The sequence below is a fragment of the Rhizobium sp. NLR16a genome (genome assembly GCF_017948245.1).
In the GTDB taxonomy this organism is placed as follows: domain Bacteria; phylum Pseudomonadota; class Alphaproteobacteria; order Rhizobiales; family Rhizobiaceae; genus Rhizobium.
In genome coordinates, this window is sequence record NZ_CP072865.1 from 73849 (window position 1) to 88750 (window position 14902).

General features: G+C 61.0%; 15 protein-coding genes and 2 pseudogenes. 6 read left to right on the forward strand and 11 right to left on the reverse strand.

Annotation, left to right across the window (positions count from 1 at the left end; translation table 11 throughout):
- Positions 1-31 precede the first annotated feature (31 nt).
- Entirely contained in the window at positions 32-1015 is a 984-nt protein-coding gene (locus J7U39_RS00340; protein ID WP_210629758.1) for a sugar-binding transcriptional regulator, read from the reverse strand.
- Positions 1016-1441: 426 nt separating this feature from the next.
- On the opposite strand from J7U39_RS00340, the gene tal reads away from it, so the two are divergent.
- Positions 1442-2407 carry a transaldolase gene (tal, locus tag J7U39_RS00345; RefSeq protein WP_210629759.1) on the forward strand — a complete coding sequence of 322 codons (966 nt, stop codon included), beginning with the start codon at positions 1442-1444 and terminating at the stop codon, positions 2405-2407.
- 92 nt (positions 2408-2499) lie between these two features.
- Positions 2500-3174 carry a DUF1345 domain-containing protein gene (locus J7U39_RS00350; RefSeq protein ID WP_210629760.1) on the forward strand — a complete coding sequence of 225 codons (675 nt, stop codon included), beginning with the start codon at positions 2500-2502 and terminating at the stop codon, positions 3172-3174.
- On the opposite strand, the gene J7U39_RS00355 is transcribed toward J7U39_RS00350, so the two are convergent.
- From J7U39_RS00355 to J7U39_RS00365, 3 genes are all read right to left on the reverse strand, one after another.
- Positions 3171-3968, reverse strand: a complete 798-nt coding sequence (locus J7U39_RS00355) for an anti-sigma factor (protein WP_210629761.1) — start codon at positions 3966-3968, stop codon at positions 3171-3173. The genes J7U39_RS00350 and J7U39_RS00355 overlap by 4 nt on opposite strands.
- On the reverse strand, positions 3965-4708 hold the full coding sequence (locus J7U39_RS00360) for a sigma-70 family RNA polymerase sigma factor (RefSeq protein ID WP_210629762.1): 744 nt from the start codon (positions 4706-4708) through the stop codon (positions 3965-3967). The genes J7U39_RS00355 and J7U39_RS00360 overlap by 4 nt, the downstream gene beginning before the upstream one ends.
- Positions 4709-4800: 92 nt before the next feature.
- Entirely contained in the window at positions 4801-5010 is a 210-nt protein-coding gene (locus tag J7U39_RS00365) for a hypothetical protein (RefSeq protein ID WP_210629763.1), read from the reverse strand.
- Between J7U39_RS00365 and J7U39_RS00370 the strand changes: the two are divergent.
- The 3 genes and pseudogenes from J7U39_RS00370 to J7U39_RS00380 all read left to right on the forward strand — a co-directional run bounded on the left by J7U39_RS00370 (position 5009) and on the right by J7U39_RS00380 (position 6967).
- Positions 5009-5975 (forward strand): annotated as a pseudogene (locus tag J7U39_RS00370) (MBL fold metallo-hydrolase). The gene J7U39_RS00365 and the pseudogene J7U39_RS00370 sit on opposite strands and share 2 nt — an antisense overlap.
- Positions 5976-5995: 20 nt before the next feature.
- Positions 5996-6461: pseudogene (locus J7U39_RS00375) on the forward strand (tetratricopeptide repeat protein).
- A 62-nt stretch (positions 6462-6523) separates the two neighbouring features.
- Positions 6524-6967 (forward strand): DoxX family protein, encoded by a 444-nt coding sequence (locus tag J7U39_RS00380; RefSeq protein ID WP_210629764.1) that lies wholly within the window; start codon positions 6524-6526, stop codon positions 6965-6967.
- Positions 6968-7049: 82 nt separating this feature from the next.
- Here the strand turns inward: J7U39_RS00380 and J7U39_RS00385 are convergent, their stop codons facing one another.
- The 7 genes from J7U39_RS00385 to J7U39_RS00415 form a co-directional block, all read right to left on the reverse strand.
- Positions 7050-7223, reverse strand: a complete 174-nt coding sequence (locus J7U39_RS00385; RefSeq protein WP_004678026.1) for a DUF1328 domain-containing protein — start codon at positions 7221-7223, stop codon at positions 7050-7052.
- Between the two features lie 118 nt (positions 7224-7341).
- Positions 7342-8769 (reverse strand): gamma-aminobutyraldehyde dehydrogenase, encoded by a 1428-nt coding sequence (locus J7U39_RS00390; protein ID WP_210629765.1) that lies wholly within the window; start codon positions 8767-8769, stop codon positions 7342-7344.
- 13 nt (positions 8770-8782) lie between these two features.
- A complete protein-coding gene (locus tag J7U39_RS00395; protein WP_210629766.1) occupies positions 8783-9595 on the reverse strand; it encodes an ABC transporter permease in 813 nt (270 codons plus the stop codon).
- A complete protein-coding gene (locus tag J7U39_RS00400; protein ID WP_210629767.1) occupies positions 9585-10547 on the reverse strand; it encodes an ABC transporter permease in 963 nt (320 codons plus the stop codon). Before J7U39_RS00400 ends, J7U39_RS00395 begins: the two co-directional genes overlap by 11 nt.
- The gene (locus tag J7U39_RS00405; RefSeq protein WP_210629768.1) at positions 10544-11530 is read right to left on the reverse strand and encodes an ABC transporter ATP-binding protein; all 987 of its coding nucleotides are present in this window, start codon (positions 11528-11530) and stop codon (positions 10544-10546) included. The genes J7U39_RS00400 and J7U39_RS00405 overlap by 4 nt, the downstream gene beginning before the upstream one ends.
- Before the next feature lie 213 nt (positions 11531-11743).
- Entirely contained in the window at positions 11744-12904 is a 1161-nt protein-coding gene (locus J7U39_RS00410; RefSeq protein WP_210629769.1) for an ABC transporter substrate-binding protein, read from the reverse strand.
- A gap of 118 nt (positions 12905-13022) precedes the next feature.
- Positions 13023-13931, reverse strand: a complete 909-nt coding sequence (locus tag J7U39_RS00415) for a LysR family transcriptional regulator (RefSeq protein ID WP_210629770.1) — start codon at positions 13929-13931, stop codon at positions 13023-13025.
- Positions 13932-14110: 179 nt separating this feature from the next.
- On the opposite strand from J7U39_RS00415, the gene J7U39_RS00420 reads away from it, so the two are divergent.
- Positions 14111-14872, forward strand: coding sequence for a hypothetical protein (locus J7U39_RS00420; RefSeq protein ID WP_210629771.1), 762 nt, complete (start codon positions 14111-14113; stop codon positions 14870-14872).
- Positions 14873-14902 lie beyond the last annotated feature (30 nt).

Here is a 14902-nt window from a genome sequence, read left to right on the forward strand (position 1 = left end):
GGCAAGCCGACCTGAAAGATCACGGCGCGCTTCAGGCCTGTTCGGCCAGATCAAGCAATGCTCGCGCCGCACCTTCATCGGTGATCAGCGTATTGCAGCCGATGCGCTTGATCGTGGCGCGGATGGCGGTGGCGCGGTGGGCGCCGCCGGAGGAAAGCACGATGTGCTTGGCCTCTTTCAACATATCGAGGTCGACGGACATCACGCGCTGGTTGATCGAGTGGTCGACCGAATTGCCGTCCCTGTCGAGGAAGTTGAACATGGTGTCGCAGACGCAGCCGGCATTGATCAGCTCGCGCAACTCGGCCTTCGATATCCAGCCTTCCGATAGCGAGGTCGAGTGCGGCCCGATATCACCGCAGCTGACGATCGCGAGATCGAGGTTCTCGGCGAGACGGTAAATCGTGTCCAACCCGCATTTGTCGATCAGATTGCGTTTGGTTTCGATGGAATCGACGAGAAGCGGCGCCAGGAACATGTAACATTCGGCGCCGAGCTGATTGGCCAGCCGCCAGGTGTAATCGATCGGGTTCGTCTGGTGCACGGCAACGATGCCGCCGAGCAGCGAAACGACCTTGCAATTGGCGCGGCGTGGCGGCCGGAAGCTCGCCAGCGAAGCGGTCATGGTGCGGCCCCAGCCGACGCCGATTGTATAGTCGTCGGGGATGGCTTCGGAGAGGAACTGGCCAAGCGCCAAGCCGACATTCTTTGCCAGCGAATCGACATCGCAATGAACCGGCGCAGGCACGACGATCGCCTCGTCAAGGCCATAGGCGCGCTCCAGCTTGACGGACAGCTCGACGCATTCGCCGATCGAATCGTTGATCCAGATCTGGACTTCGCTGCGTTTCATCGACTCGTCGAGCAGGCGGATCACCGTTGTCCGGCTGATGCCGAGCTGTTCGGCGACGTCTTTCTGGGTCAGGCCTTCATTGTAATAGAGCCATGCGGCCCTCAGCCGCAGCGAGGACGCTTCCGAATAGGCGGTATGGGTGCCGCGTTTGAGCTTGACCACGTCTCCTCCCGCAGGATTTTCGCCTAAGTCCCTTGTGGGACGAAAGGCTGCGCCTGTGCGTTTGTCGCCGGGATAATGACGGGTGTGACACTTATGTCAATCGGAATGCACAAATGTCCTTGACTTTTCCTTGCGCGAACGGCGATAGTCCTCGCGACACGAAGTCGTCCCTGTCCCGTTCGAGGAGGACATAGTGCGGGCATGCCGAAAGTCACGATCGGTCTCCGAGCCGCAGGCGACCCCGCTTGTGTTCGAGGAGCCGTTCGACTGCATCAGGAACATGGCCAGTGTGCTTCACGTTTATGAATCATCAGTGACGGTTGCGCCTGTCCTTCACCGCTGGATGCAGGCCGTTTGTCCCCAGATCACCTTTGCCGGGCGGAACGCGCCGGCCCCGCAGCCCAAGTTCAACAAGGATTATTGACCATGACATCCAAGCTTGACCAACTTCGCGAGATTACCACCGTCGTCGCGGATACCGGCGACATCGAGGCTGTCGCGCGCCTGAAGCCTGTGGATTGCACGACCAATCCGAGCATCGTGCTGAAGGCATTGGGTACGCCGATGTTTGCCGACGCCATCAAGGAAGCCGTCGCCTGGGGCAAGAAGCAGGGCGGCAATCCGGAAGCGGTCTCCTCGGCCGTCGCCGATCGCCTCGCGATATCCGTCGGCGCCGCGCTGGTGAAGCTCGTCCCGGGCCGCGTCTCGACCGAGGTCGACGCCGATCTCTCCTTCGATACCGAGGCTTCGCTTGCCAAGGCACGTTCGATCATCGCCGCCTACAAGGACCGCGGCATCGATCGGGACCGCATCCTCATCAAGCTCGCTTCCACCTGGGAAGGCATTCGTGCCGCGGAAGTGCTGCAGAAGGAAGGCATCGACTGCAATCTGACGCTTCTGTTCAGCAAGGCCCAGGCGATTGCTTGCGCCGATGCCAAGGTGTTCCTGATCTCCCCCTTCGTCGGCCGCATCCTCGACTGGTACAAGAAGTCGACCGGCAAGGACTACACCGCCGAGGAAGATCCGGGCGTCATCTCCGTTCGCGAGATCTACAATTACTACAAGGCGAACGATATCAAGACGATCGTCATGGGTGCCTCCTTCCGCAACGCCGGCGAGATCGAAGCCCTTGCCGGCTGCGACCGGCTGACCATCAGCCCGGCGCTGCTCGACGAACTTTCCAAGGATGACGGCAAACTGGAGCGCAAGCTCTCGCCGGAAAGCCGCAAACCCGATGCCAAGGTCTCGGTCGACGAAAAGACCTTCCGCTGGATGATGAACGAGGACGCGATGGCGACGGAAAAGCTCGCCGAAGGCATCCGCGCCTTCGCCAAAGACCTGACGACGCTGCGCACCATGGTGCAGAAGGAACTGCAGCTCGCCGCCGCGTGATAGAGCACCTCAAGGATCGAAGGCGCGGATGCCGGCTGGCAACCGCGCCTTTTTCATGCTCTTATCAATGACATATGCTGTCGGAGACCGATATGGCGGAGGAGGAACCGGCAAGTTCGCCTGTGGCACTTGCACTTGCCCGCAAGCACGCAAGCTTCATCATCGCCGCTGTTGCTGGACTGGTGGTCTTCTTGGCTGTCACCTCGCGGGAGGTCAGCGCCGGCAATATCCTGTTCGGCTGGAATATCAGCGCCATTGTTTTTGTCGCGCTCAGCTGGCGCAAGATGCTGCGGGCGACGGTCGAAACGATCCGGAAACGCTCCGCCGATCTCGATTTTTCGGATACCGTTTTGCTGTCCCTTTCGATCGGCGCTGCGCTTGCGAGCATCGCCGGCATCGGCACCGAGCTTCATTCGATCAAGGAGGCGCCACCTGACGTCGCGCTGACGCGGGCGGGTGCCGCGGTGCTGACGATCCTGATCTCCTGGATTTTTCTGCATACGCTTTTCACCATCCACTATGCCCATTACTTTTATGGCGGGGCGGACGAAGAGAGCGGCCTCAAATTTCCCGACGGAATCGAAGAGCCCGGCTATTGGGACTTCCTCTATTTCTCCTTCACCATCGGCGTTGCCGCGCAGACCGCGGATGTCGGGGTCAGTTCGACCAGCATGCGCAAGCTAACATTGCTGCATGCCGTGCTGTCGTTCCTGTTCAACACGACGATCCTGGCGCTGGCGATCAATGTCGGCGCAAGCCTGCTTTAACCCCTTGCCGCCTTCCTGAAGAGCGCCTCGAACTCGGCCAGATCGCCGGCGGCGACATCTGAAATCGCTGAGAAAACGAGCCCGCCATCCGACCATTGCTCCATATTGTAGCCGTCATGCACGGCTGTCGTCTCTGCGGCCGATCCTGCGGGCCAAACGAACAGGTTGATGACATGGCCGTGGCGCCGATAGACGAGGGCCGCAACGGCGCGACCACCGAGATAGTCGACCCGCCCGCCGATCAGTGGAAAGCCGTCCTTGGATAGGTCGCTGACCGGCGGTGAAAAATCGAGCTTGCCGTTGAACCACGGTTTTACCGTATGCTGATCCGAGGTCAGCACGTCGGTCAGATGGTCGGCCATCATCGACCTGATATGGCTTGAAAGGATCTGTTCCTGCAGAAGCGCGGTCTGAGACGGTGCGTTGACGAACAGGAAGGCGCCGACCGCCAATGCCGCGAGTGAAGGAACGAAGCTCCATTGCCGGAAGAAAACCAGGGCGCGGCGCCATCCGGCCACCCGGAGTGGCAACGGCAGGCCGGATGTTGTCGCCTGTTCAAACGACAGCATCGACAGGACATGTGAACGCAGCGCTTCGGGCGGCCGCCATTTGACGCCATCTTGATCGATGATCTCTCTCACGGCCTGAACCCTTTCCACCTCCGCTCTGCAATCCGTACAGGCAGCAAGATGATCCTCGAATTGTGCCGCGTGGTCTGAATCGAGTTCGCCATCGACAAAGCCATGCAGCATGACACGCCATTCCGGGCAGCCTTTTTGGTGCGTGTCGCTCATCCTGCAATCTCGCCTTTGTCGCATGCGTGCCAGGCTTCACCAAATTCATGCCGCGCCCTTGCAAGCCTCGACATGACAGTGCCGATCGGCGCGTCGATGATTTCGGCGATCTGCCGGTAGGAGAGATCCTCAAGCTCCCGCAAGACGAGGATTTCCCGCATTGCCTCGGGGAGCCGACTAATGACAGCGCGCACGCGCTGCTGTTCACTTCGCCGGATCGTCGCCGCCTCTGGCGAATCCTCCTCCGAGGCGATCTCGTTCTCACCTGTTTCATCGTCGTCGCCATCACTCAGATGCCGCTCGAACCGCGCCTTGCGGCGATCCTGCTGGCGCCAGGCATGGCAACAGTTTCTCACGATGGCAAAGAGCCAGGCGCGCGGATCGCCACCGCGATAGCTATCGAAGTTGCGGAAGGCACGCAGGACTGCATCCTGGACGATATCTTGCGCCGCATCCGCGTCGCGGCTGAGGAAGCGGGCAAAATTATAGGCAGCGTCAAGGTGCGGAACGATCAAGTTCTGAAAGCGCTGCATGAGTTCACGCTGCGCGCTCACATCGGCCGCCGAAGCAACCTGCTCGCCGCTCGACTTTTCCGAGACCATAGGGTGGAACAACCGCGCTGCGCTGTCGAGAAGCAAGGCCAGCGGCGATGGTCGAAGACGGTCCTTCCAATGTCGCCACGCCAACGGCAACCACTCGTTTGATCCGATGGGATTGGTGATCTGAGCGTCTGTCATCATCCTCCCCTGCCTCAATAGTAGCCGAATTTAAAAGCGAGATCCTCAGGCATGGAGTGCGGTCCCTTGCCGTCTAGACCGACCGGCACGCGGTTTTATTCCAACCGAAGCCAATTTATTGGCACGCGGCCGGACAGCCGGCCGGGGCGATAGAAATGACGATGTCTTTTCAAGCGCTTGAACAAACGACGCTCGAGATCGGGAATAAGCGCGTCCGGCTGGCGATCTAGTTCATCAGCGAGGGAATCCGAATAATTGCGGTCTTCGCCAGCTGAAATCTCATCGACAAGAGGAGGCATATCCATGTTTAACATGTCACGTCGCGCCGTCCTTGGATCGGCTGCCGCGGCAGCTGCATTCGGGCTGTCGTCGAAGCTCGAATTCGTCGGGCCGGCGCTCGCCGCAACAACGCTGGAGCCGACCGTCGGCTTCTACAAATATCAGGTCGGCGATGTCGAGGTCACGGCGGTCTACGACGGAATCTGGAAAAAACCGCATGACCCGACCTTCATCAAGAATGCCTCGATCGAGGATACCAAGGAAGCGCTTTTCAAGGCAGGGCTTACGACCGAATTCATGCCGATCCCGCTGACGGTGGTCGTCCTGAAACTCGGCAACCGGCTGATCATGATGGACGCCGGCTCGGGCGTCGGTCAATGGCAGGCAAATGCCACACATCTGCCGGCGAATATGGCAGCCGCCGGCATCGATTATAAGAGGATCGACACGATCATGCTCTCGCATTTCCACCCGGATCACGTCTGGGGATTGATGGAAAAGGGAACGAACGATCCCGTCTTTCCGAACGCCGAACTCATCGTCAATGCCATCGAATATAACTGAGCCCGGCCGGGTCGAGAAGCTTGCCGAAGGCCGCAGGCCGGCCGGCAAGCGCATCGCCGAGGTCTTTCCGAAATGGAAGAACTGGAAACTGGTGGACGAGGGTGCCGAGGTTGCGCCCGGCGTTCGGCTTCTTGCTGCGCCAGGCCATACACCGGGTCATTCGACCTATCTTGTCGCCTCCGGCAGCAAGCAACTGCTTGTCTCGGCCGATATCATGTACGTGCCGGCGCTGCTTGCGCCGCACCCCGACTGGCAGGGCAGTTATGATCAGGATGGGCCGGCGGCCATCGACACCCGCCGCCGTCTCATCGACCGCATCATTGCCGACAATATCGCCATTTGCGGCTCGCATTTCCCCTTCCCCGGCTCGGGCACCTTCGTCAAGGACGGAAGCGCCTATGGCTTTACGCCGACAGTCCAGGCCTGAAAGGCCGAATGGAGATCATCATGATGAAATATCTCATTCTCGGATTCATCTGGCTCTGCGCCATATCCGCGGGCTTCTCCGCGGTGACGGGCGCTTCCCGCTTTTGCTGTCGATAATATGGAATCGACGGACGCTCCCGATTTGACGTCGGTACGCGCCAAGATCGATGCTAAGGATTATGCCGGCGCCCTGGCGGAGCTTCGCGGTCTTGCCGAAGACAATCAACAGGCAGATGTCTATAATCTTATGGGGTATACGCTGCGCAAGACCGGCGACTACAGATCGTCGCTGACCTACTACACCAAAGCACTTGAGCTTCAACCCGATCACAAGGCTGCGCGTGAATATCTCGGCGAGCTCTTTGCCGAAACGGGCGAGATGGCGAAGGCGGAGGAGCAGCTATCATCGCTGAAGCAACTTTGCCCAAGCGGCTGCGAAGAACTCGAAGACCTGCAAAAGGCCATCGCTGCCAAGGGTGGCAACTGACGAGTCCATGAACGTGAGAACGGGCGGCCAAGCCGCCTGTTCTCTGCAAATCGGAGGGTGTAATGGATAGCGCCGCAAGCCGGTCTCAACTGGCCGATTTCATTCTTCTCCTGGGCAGGCTGCTCCTGTCGCTGATCTTCCTGCATGAAGGTTCGGTGCTCGCATCAGATATCAGCGCGACCGTCGACACTTTCGCAAAACTGGGGCTTGCCACGCCGGTTGCATTTGCTGTCATAGCACTTCAGCTCGGCGCCGGCCTTTCCATTGCCGCGGGTTTCCTCAGCCGGCTTGGCGCGTTAGCGCTGGCCTTCTTCTGCCTGGCGACCGCCTTGATGTTTCACACGAATTTTGACAGCCAGAACGAGCTCCTGCATTTCGAGAAGGATCTGGCGATTGCCGGCGGCATGTTCGTCCTGGTGGCTTCGGGGGCGGGGTCGATATCGATCGACAACCTGCTGAGAAAGCGGGGTAGCAGCCTTCATCCCTGGCTGAGGGCGATGATGTAGCCAATTGGCTGCAAGCTTTTGCGCGCCATGAACATTCCGCGGCTCCGAGCCGCGGAATTGCTCCGGCTTGTGCGGTGCTCGGTTACAAGACCGCCTGGCCGGCCATCAACGCCAGAACCAGGAAGATCAGGAAAATCACCAGCGCGATACCGAAGAGCACGCGGGCGATGGTCGCTGTGGCGGCGGAAACGCCGGAGAAGCCAAAGAAGCCGGCGATGATCGAAATAACGAAGAATATCAGAGCCCATTTCAGCATGACACATCATCCTTTGCGTTTGCCTGAGAAGACGCGGCAACCGGGAAATTGTTCCACTACGCGCGAAATCGGATGATGTTCTCTGCCATTGGCTCCTATAATCCTGCCGGTTTCACCGTCAGCCATGATTGATCATCACGTGACGCACGGCGGTATAATCCTCCAGCGCATAGACCGACATGTCCTTGCCGTAGCCCGACTGTTTGAGGCCGCCATGCGGCATCTCGTTGACCAGCATGAAATGGGTGTTGATCCAGGTGCAGCCATATTGCAGGCGGGCGGCGGTCTTCATGCCGCGGCCGATATCCCTGGTCCAGACCGAGGAGGCGAGGCCGTAATCGCTGTCGTTCGCCCAGGCGATGGCATCATCGGCGTCGGAGAAGCGGGTGACCGAGACGACCGGGCCGAAGACCTCACGACGGACGATCTCGTCGTCCTGCAGGGCGCCTGATATGACGGTCGGGGTGAAGAAGAAGCCCTTGTCGCCGGAGACCTTGCCGCCGGTGGTGATTTCCATGTGCTTGTGCTCGGAAGCGCGGGCGACGAAGCTTTCGACGCGGTCACGCTGGCGCCTGGAGATCAGCGGACCGATCTCGTTTTCGGTATCGTCGGCCTGGTTGAAGCGGATGCTTGAGACGGCCGAAGAGAGATCTGCGACGAAATTGTCGTAGACCTTGGCGTCAGCATAGATGCGGCAGGCCGCGGTGCAGTCCTGACCGGCATTGTAATAGCCGAAGGTGCGGATGCCGGCGACGACGGCATCGATGTCGGCGTCGTCGAAGATGATAACCGGGGCCTTGCCGCCGAGTTCCAGATGAGTACGCTTCACGGTCTTGGCGGCGGCCTGCAGCACCTTCTTGCCGGTGGCGACATCGCCTGTTATCGAGACCATGTTGACCTTGGCATGGTTGATCAGCGCATTGCCGACGCTTTCGCCGCGGCCGAGGATGACATTGACGACGCCTTCGGGCAGGATATCGGAAAGCAGCTTCGCCATCTTCAGCGCGGTCAGCGGCGTCTGCTCCGACGGCTTGAAGACGACGGTATTGCCGCCGGCGATTGCCGGCGCCAGCTTCCAGGCCATCATCATCAACGGATAGTTCCACGGCGCGATCGAGCCGACGATGCCGATTGGATCACGGCGGATCATCGAGGTGTGGCCGGGCAGGTATTCGCCCGCGGCCGGTCCGTGCAGGTTGCGCACTGCCCCCGCGAAGAAGCGGTAACAATCGACGATCGCCGGGATTTCATCGTTCAGCACTGAATTGATCGGCTTGCCGCAGTTCAGCGCTTCCAGCGCGGCGAAACCGGCGGCATCCTTCTCGATAGCGTCGGCGATCTTCAACAGGTAACTCGAGCGTTCGGAAGGCGTCGTCTGCGACCAGCTCTTGAAGGCTTTTTCGGCGGCATCGACGGCGGCATCGACCTGGGAGAGCGAGGCTTCGGGAAGGTCGGTGACCGTCTCGCCAGTTTTCGGGTTCAGGATGTGCTCTTCCGTCTCCGTGCCTTTTTCGAAGCGGGAACCGATCAACATTTGCGTATCCATGATGTTCTCCCTGTTATTTGCCGGCGCCGGCGATCTGGTCGCCGTCGCGGGTGAGGTAATAGGCTGCCAGGATCGGCAGGAAGGTGACGAGCACCACGACCATGGCGACCACATTGGTGACGGGGCGCTGGCGCGGGCGGATGAGTTCTTCGAGCATCCAGATCGGCAGGGTCGATTGCTGACCGCCGGTGAAGGTGGTGACGATGACCTCATCGAAGGACAGGGCAAAAGCGAGCATGCCGCCGGCAAGCAAGGCGGTGCCGATATTCGGCAGGATGACATGGCGGAAGGTCTGGAAGCCGTCGGCGCCGAGATCCATCGAGGCTTCGATCAGCGAGCCGGAGGTGCGGCGGAAGCGGGCGACGGCGTTGTTGTAGACGACCACCACGCAGAAAGTGGCGTGGCCGAGCACGATGGTCCAGACCGAGAACGGGATGTCGAAGAGGCTGAAGGCGGAGCGCAGCGCTATGCCGGTGATGATGCCGGGAAGCGCGATCGGCAGGATGACCAGCAGCGAGATCGCCTCGCGGCCGAAGAACTTCGTCTGGCTGACGGCCGCGGCACAGAGCGTGCCGAGGATGAGCGCGATCGCGGTGGCGATGACGGCGACCTGCACGGAAAGGCCGAGCGCCGACCAGACGTCTGGCCGATTCCAGGCAACGGCGAACCATTGCAGCGTCAACGCGGGTGGCGGCCACTGATAGCTCTTCTCCTCCGTCGTGAAGGCATAGACGAAGATCAGCAGGATCGGCAGGTGCAGGAAGAGCAGCCCGCCTGCGGCGGCGATCTTCAGGGGCAGCGGCGATGTCTTGAGGTCAGAGCGCATCGAAGGCCCCCAGTCTTTTGGCGAGCGACAGATAAAGCGCCATGATGACGATTGGCACGACCGAGAAGGCGGCCGCCAGCGGCACGTTGCCGGCGGTTCCCTGCTGCGCATAAACGGCCTGGCCGATGAACAGCCTGGACGAGCCGATGATCTGTGGGATGATGTAATCGCCGAGGGTCAGCGAAAAGGTGAAAATCGAACCGGCGACGATGCCCGGCAGCGCCAAGGGCAACAGCACGGTGCGGAAGGTCTGGCGCGGTGTCGCGCCGAGATCCGCCGAGGCCTCTATCAGGTTGCCGGGCACACGCTCGAGCGCGGCCTGCGTCGGCAGGATCATGTAGGGCAGCCAGATATAGACAAAGACGATGAAGGTGCCGAGGTAGCTGACCGAAAGCGAATTGCCGCCGACGACGGGCAGGTTCAAGACGCCCTGGAGAAGCCAGGAGAGATGGAGCTGTTCGAAGATCCAGGTCAGGATGCCTTCCTTGGCGAGGATCAGCTTCCAGGCGTAGATCTTGACGAGATAGCTCGACCAGAGCGGCAGCATGACGCCGAGATAGAACAGCACCTTCCATTTGCCCTGCGCATAACGCGCCGCGTAGTAGGCGATCGGGAAGGCAATCAATGCAGAAGCGATGGTGACGAACGCGGCCATCATGACGGTGCGGATGATGATGTCGAAGTTCGTCGGGCTCAGAAGCTGGGCGTAGGTCGCAAGGGTGAATTCGTAATTCACCAGTCCGGAGAAATCGTCGATCGAGAAGAAACTCTGCAGAAGCAGGGCGATCAGCGAGCCGATATAGATGATGCCGAGCCAAAGCAGCGGTGGCGTCAGCATCAGGAAGAGCAGCAGTTTCGGGTGTCGCCAGAAGGCATCCGACATTCGGCCGAAGACGCCGCTGCGTGCCGGAAGGATCGATGTCTTGCCGTCGGAGATGATGAGTGCCGTCATGCCACATCGTCCATGTAGTGGATATCGGCGGGCTGCCAGGTGAGCCGGATGCCGGCGCCGACATCCGGCACAGGCGTGCCTGCCGGCAGCGTGACATGCAGCCGGCTGCCGCTCAGATCGACGCTGAGACGGGTGGCGGCGCCGAGGAAGCTCGCATGCTTGACCTTCGCCTCGATGCCATCGCTTGCCAGCCGGATCGCCTCGGGGCGCAGGCTCGCCCAGCGTTTCTCGCCGCCGAGCGCGGCCATCAGATCAGGCGCGATCACATTTGACGAGCCGACGAAATCGGCGACGAAGCGGGTCTTCGGGCAGCGGTAGATATCTTGCGGCGTGCCGTGCTGGACGATATTGCCATTGTTGAAGACAGCGACGCGATCGGCCATCGACAGCGCCTCGCCTTGATCATGGGTGACGAAGACAAAGGTGATGCCGAGCGCGCGCTGCAGGCTCTTCAATTCCTCCTGCATCTGCTCGCGCAGCTTCAGGTCCAGCGCACCGAGCGGCTCGTCGAGCAGCAGCACCTTCGGCTTATTGACCAGCGCGCGGGCGAGCGCCACGCGCTGCCGCTGGCCGCCGGAGAGCTGGCCGGGGCGGCGAGCGCCGTAGCCCGGCAGCTTGACAAGTTCGAGGGCATCGCTGGCCGCCTTCTTCCGCTCCGCCTTGCCGACGCCCTTGACCATCAGCCCGTAGGCGACATTGTCGAGAATGTTGAGATGCGGGAAGAGCGCGTAATCCTGGAAGACGGTGTTGACGTTGCGGCGGTAGGGCGGAATGCCGTCGGCCGTCTCTCCGAAAATCTGGATGTGGCCTGATGTCGGCTGTTCGAAGCCGGCGATTAATCTGAGGCACGTCGTCTTGCCGGAACCGGACGGCCCGAGCATGGCGAAGAACTCGCCCGGCGCGATCTCGAGATCGACACCGTCGACGGCGCGGACCTGGCCGAAATGGCGCGATACCTGCTGGAAACGGACGGCTGACGTCATGAGAGGACTCCGGGTCTTGTCTGTTTAAAGAGGGCTTGGTCCTGGCCAATATAGACCCCGCCCCAAGCCCCTCCCCCAGGGGGAGGGGCTTAACCCGCCGTACCCCTTCGCAAATACCTTGGTGTTTCGGCAGATTTGGCGGTGCCACTCTTAGCCGCTCCCCCTTGTGGGGAGGGGTTGGGGAGGGATTCTTACGCATACGATCGGATCGGCTCACCGTCCGCCGATCACGCCGATGTAATCCGACACCCAGCGGTGATAGGGCACGCATTCGTTCTGCGTTGCGCATTTGGCGACCGGGGTCTTCCAGAATTTGATCTTGTCAAAGTGATCGAAGCCGTTGGTGGCGCAGCCGGTTTCGCCCATCAGCTCGTTGCCCTTGCAGGCGGCGGGAACGGAGGGCACGGCGCCGAACCAGGCGGCGGCGTCGCCCTGGACCTTGGCCTGAAGGGAATGTTCCATCCACATGTAGGCGCAGTTCGGATGTTCGCTGTCGGCGTGCAGCATTGTCGTGTCGGCCCAGCCGGTGACGCCTTCATCCGGGAAGGTGGAGGCGATCTTCTGCTTGTCGGCCTGCAGCAGGTTGACCTGGAAGGGCCAGGAGCCGGAGGCGACGACACCTTCATTCTTGAAGTCGTCGATCTGGATCATCGCGTCGTGCCAGTAGCGCGAGACGAGCTTGCGCTGGCCGCGCAAAAGGTCGAGAGCGGCCTTGTACTGGTCTTCGGTGAGTTCATACGGGTCCTTGATGCCGAGATCCGGCTTGTGGGCCATCAGATACATGGCCGCATCGGCGATATAGATCGCGCCGTCATAGGCCTGCACGCGGCCCTTGTTCGACTTGCCGTCCGGCAGGGTCTGCTCCTCGAAGACGACGCCCCAACTGGTCGGCGCCTTGTCCTTGAAGGCATCGGTATTGTACATCAGCACGTTCGGTCCCCAGAGATAGGGCACGCCGTAATGTACGCCGCCGACCGTGTACCACGGGCCCTCCTGCAGGCGCTTGTCGACATTTTTGAAGCTCGAAATCAGATCGGTATTGATCGGCTGGACACGCTTGCCGGCAATGAGGCGGAGCGACGCGTCACCAGATGCGGTGACGAGATCGAAACCGCCCTCGTTCATCAGCGACACCATTTCATCGGACGTGGCGGCCGTCTTGACGGACACTTTGCAGCCGGTCTCCTTTTCGAAGCCGGTGACCCAGTCGTAATTCTTGTCGGTTTCGCCGCGTTCGATGTAGCCGGCCCAAGCGACGATGCTGACCGCGCCTTCCCCCTTGCCCAAGGCCTTCAGCGGTTCGGCGGCGACCACCTGTGTCGCGAAGCTCAGGCAGGCGAGCGCTGCCGTGCAGGATTTCAACAGATTCGTCATCGTTCGTCTCCCGGTTTGGTGCCACTTTGTGGCAATTTGTTCCCGGCTGAAAAAGTGACGCGAAAAACCCGGTTTCGCAAATTCATTTATCAGAAAGGCGATATCGGAAATTCCGATATCAGCGGATTCGACCGGAACGCAGAGTTTCGGCGATGCCGACGAAATCGCGCGCCGCCTGCGGCAGGCTGGAGCCCTTGCGCCAGACCATGCCTACCTGGACCACCGGCAGCGAGCCGGAGACGTCGCGGCTCTCGATGCGGTCACCTTCGAGCGACCACGGGCGGTAGACGAGATCGGGAAGCAGCGCCACGCCGGCGCCCGTGGCCACCAGGCTGCGCACCGCTTCCACCGAACGGGTGCGGAAGGCGACATGCGGGCGGGCGCCGAGTGCGGAGAGCAGCTTGCCGGTATTCTCCTCAATCTCGTCGACTGTCAGCATGATCAGTGGTTCGCGGGCGATATCGGCGACGGAGATGATATCGGCCGACACCAGCGGATGGCCCATCGGCAGCCAGAGGCGATAGGGCGAGGTTTCGAGGATTTCCGCCTGCAGCGCCATGCGGTCGCGCAGATTGGATATCACCATCACCGCCACGTCGAGTTCGCCGCCGACCAGGAGATGTTCGAGGTAGCCGCCATTGTCCTCGATGGCGCTGACTTCGATGCCCGGGCAGGCGCGGCGGTATCGCGCCAGCAGATCGGAGAGCACATAGCCGGCGACAAGCGAGGTGACGCCGATGTTCAACGTGCCGGAGAGAGCACTCTGCTGGCCGGAGAAGCTGGTTCGCGCATCGGAGACGGAGGCGAGAATCTTGGTCGCGTGACGGAGGAACTGATGTCCGTTGTGGGTGATCGTCAGGCCGCGCGGATGGCGCTCGAAGAGTTCGACGCCGAGATCAGTTTCGAGCTCCTTCAGCGCTTCCGTCACCGAGGATTGGGAGATCGAAAGGTTCTGCGCGGCTCGCGTCACCGAACCCTGTTCGGCGACGGCCACGAAGTATTGGATCTGGCGAAGCGTGAAGGCCATGGGCGTTTAGAGCATGGCGGAATGTGCCGTGGCAAGCAGCCGATAAATTCGGACCTTTTTTGGGATTTTCCTGAAATGGAGCGAGCTCGGCGCAGCCACTTAAACTTTCCGAAACGTCATTTCCCTAGCATTCTCAGCACCTGTCCTGCGTTGGAGTTTGAGATGGCGGAGCAGTTGGCGTGAAGGCCTTACTGCGCATATTCCGGCCTTCCCGGAAATTGGCAATCATCATCGGCGGAGTCGCGCTTCTGGCGGGCGTTTCCGGCGGCGCGGCGCTTTATGTCGGCAAGGACAGGCTGGTCGGCGTCTCTGGTGGCGGTCATGGGCTCGAATGCAGCGACGTCAACCTCGTGACGATCAGGAAGCAGGATCATGTCTGGGTCCGCAAATACATCAAGACCGAACCGACCGATGGCATGACGCGGGTCAGGACTGCACTTCGTGTTGCCCAGGCCGTCTATGCCGCGCAGAAACCGGATCTGGTACAGGTGGTGGTGCTTGATGAGAACGGCCCGACGCTGCGTGCCGATATTCGCGGTCGGGCGATCGGAGCTGATGTCGTCTTCATCCCGCATCCGGACAAGACCGTTCCCGGCCTCGACGACAAGCGCTATACCGCACGCTACTATGACGGCAAGGCCAGCGAAAACGGGCTGTTCTTCGGCGAGCGCATCGAACTGCCGGCCGACGAGATCGCGATGATCAGCGCTTCGTTCAAGGATCCCGAGGATTGTGTCGATCCGGTCGCCGTTGCATCGACCAAGGGCGAGGCGACGGGCAAGAAGACTGAGGATAAGGACAACAAGGCCGAGGGCGGCGGACACGGCGCGGCACCGGCTGCCGAAAGCGAAGCGCCGCCAACTGCAGAGAGTCACGGCGCCGATGCGGTGGCCGAGGCGCCGGCCGAAGAGCCGCCGGCGCAAGCCCCCAAGGCCCACTGAACGGGCGGCATGTAAAAAGCGGAGCGCCGG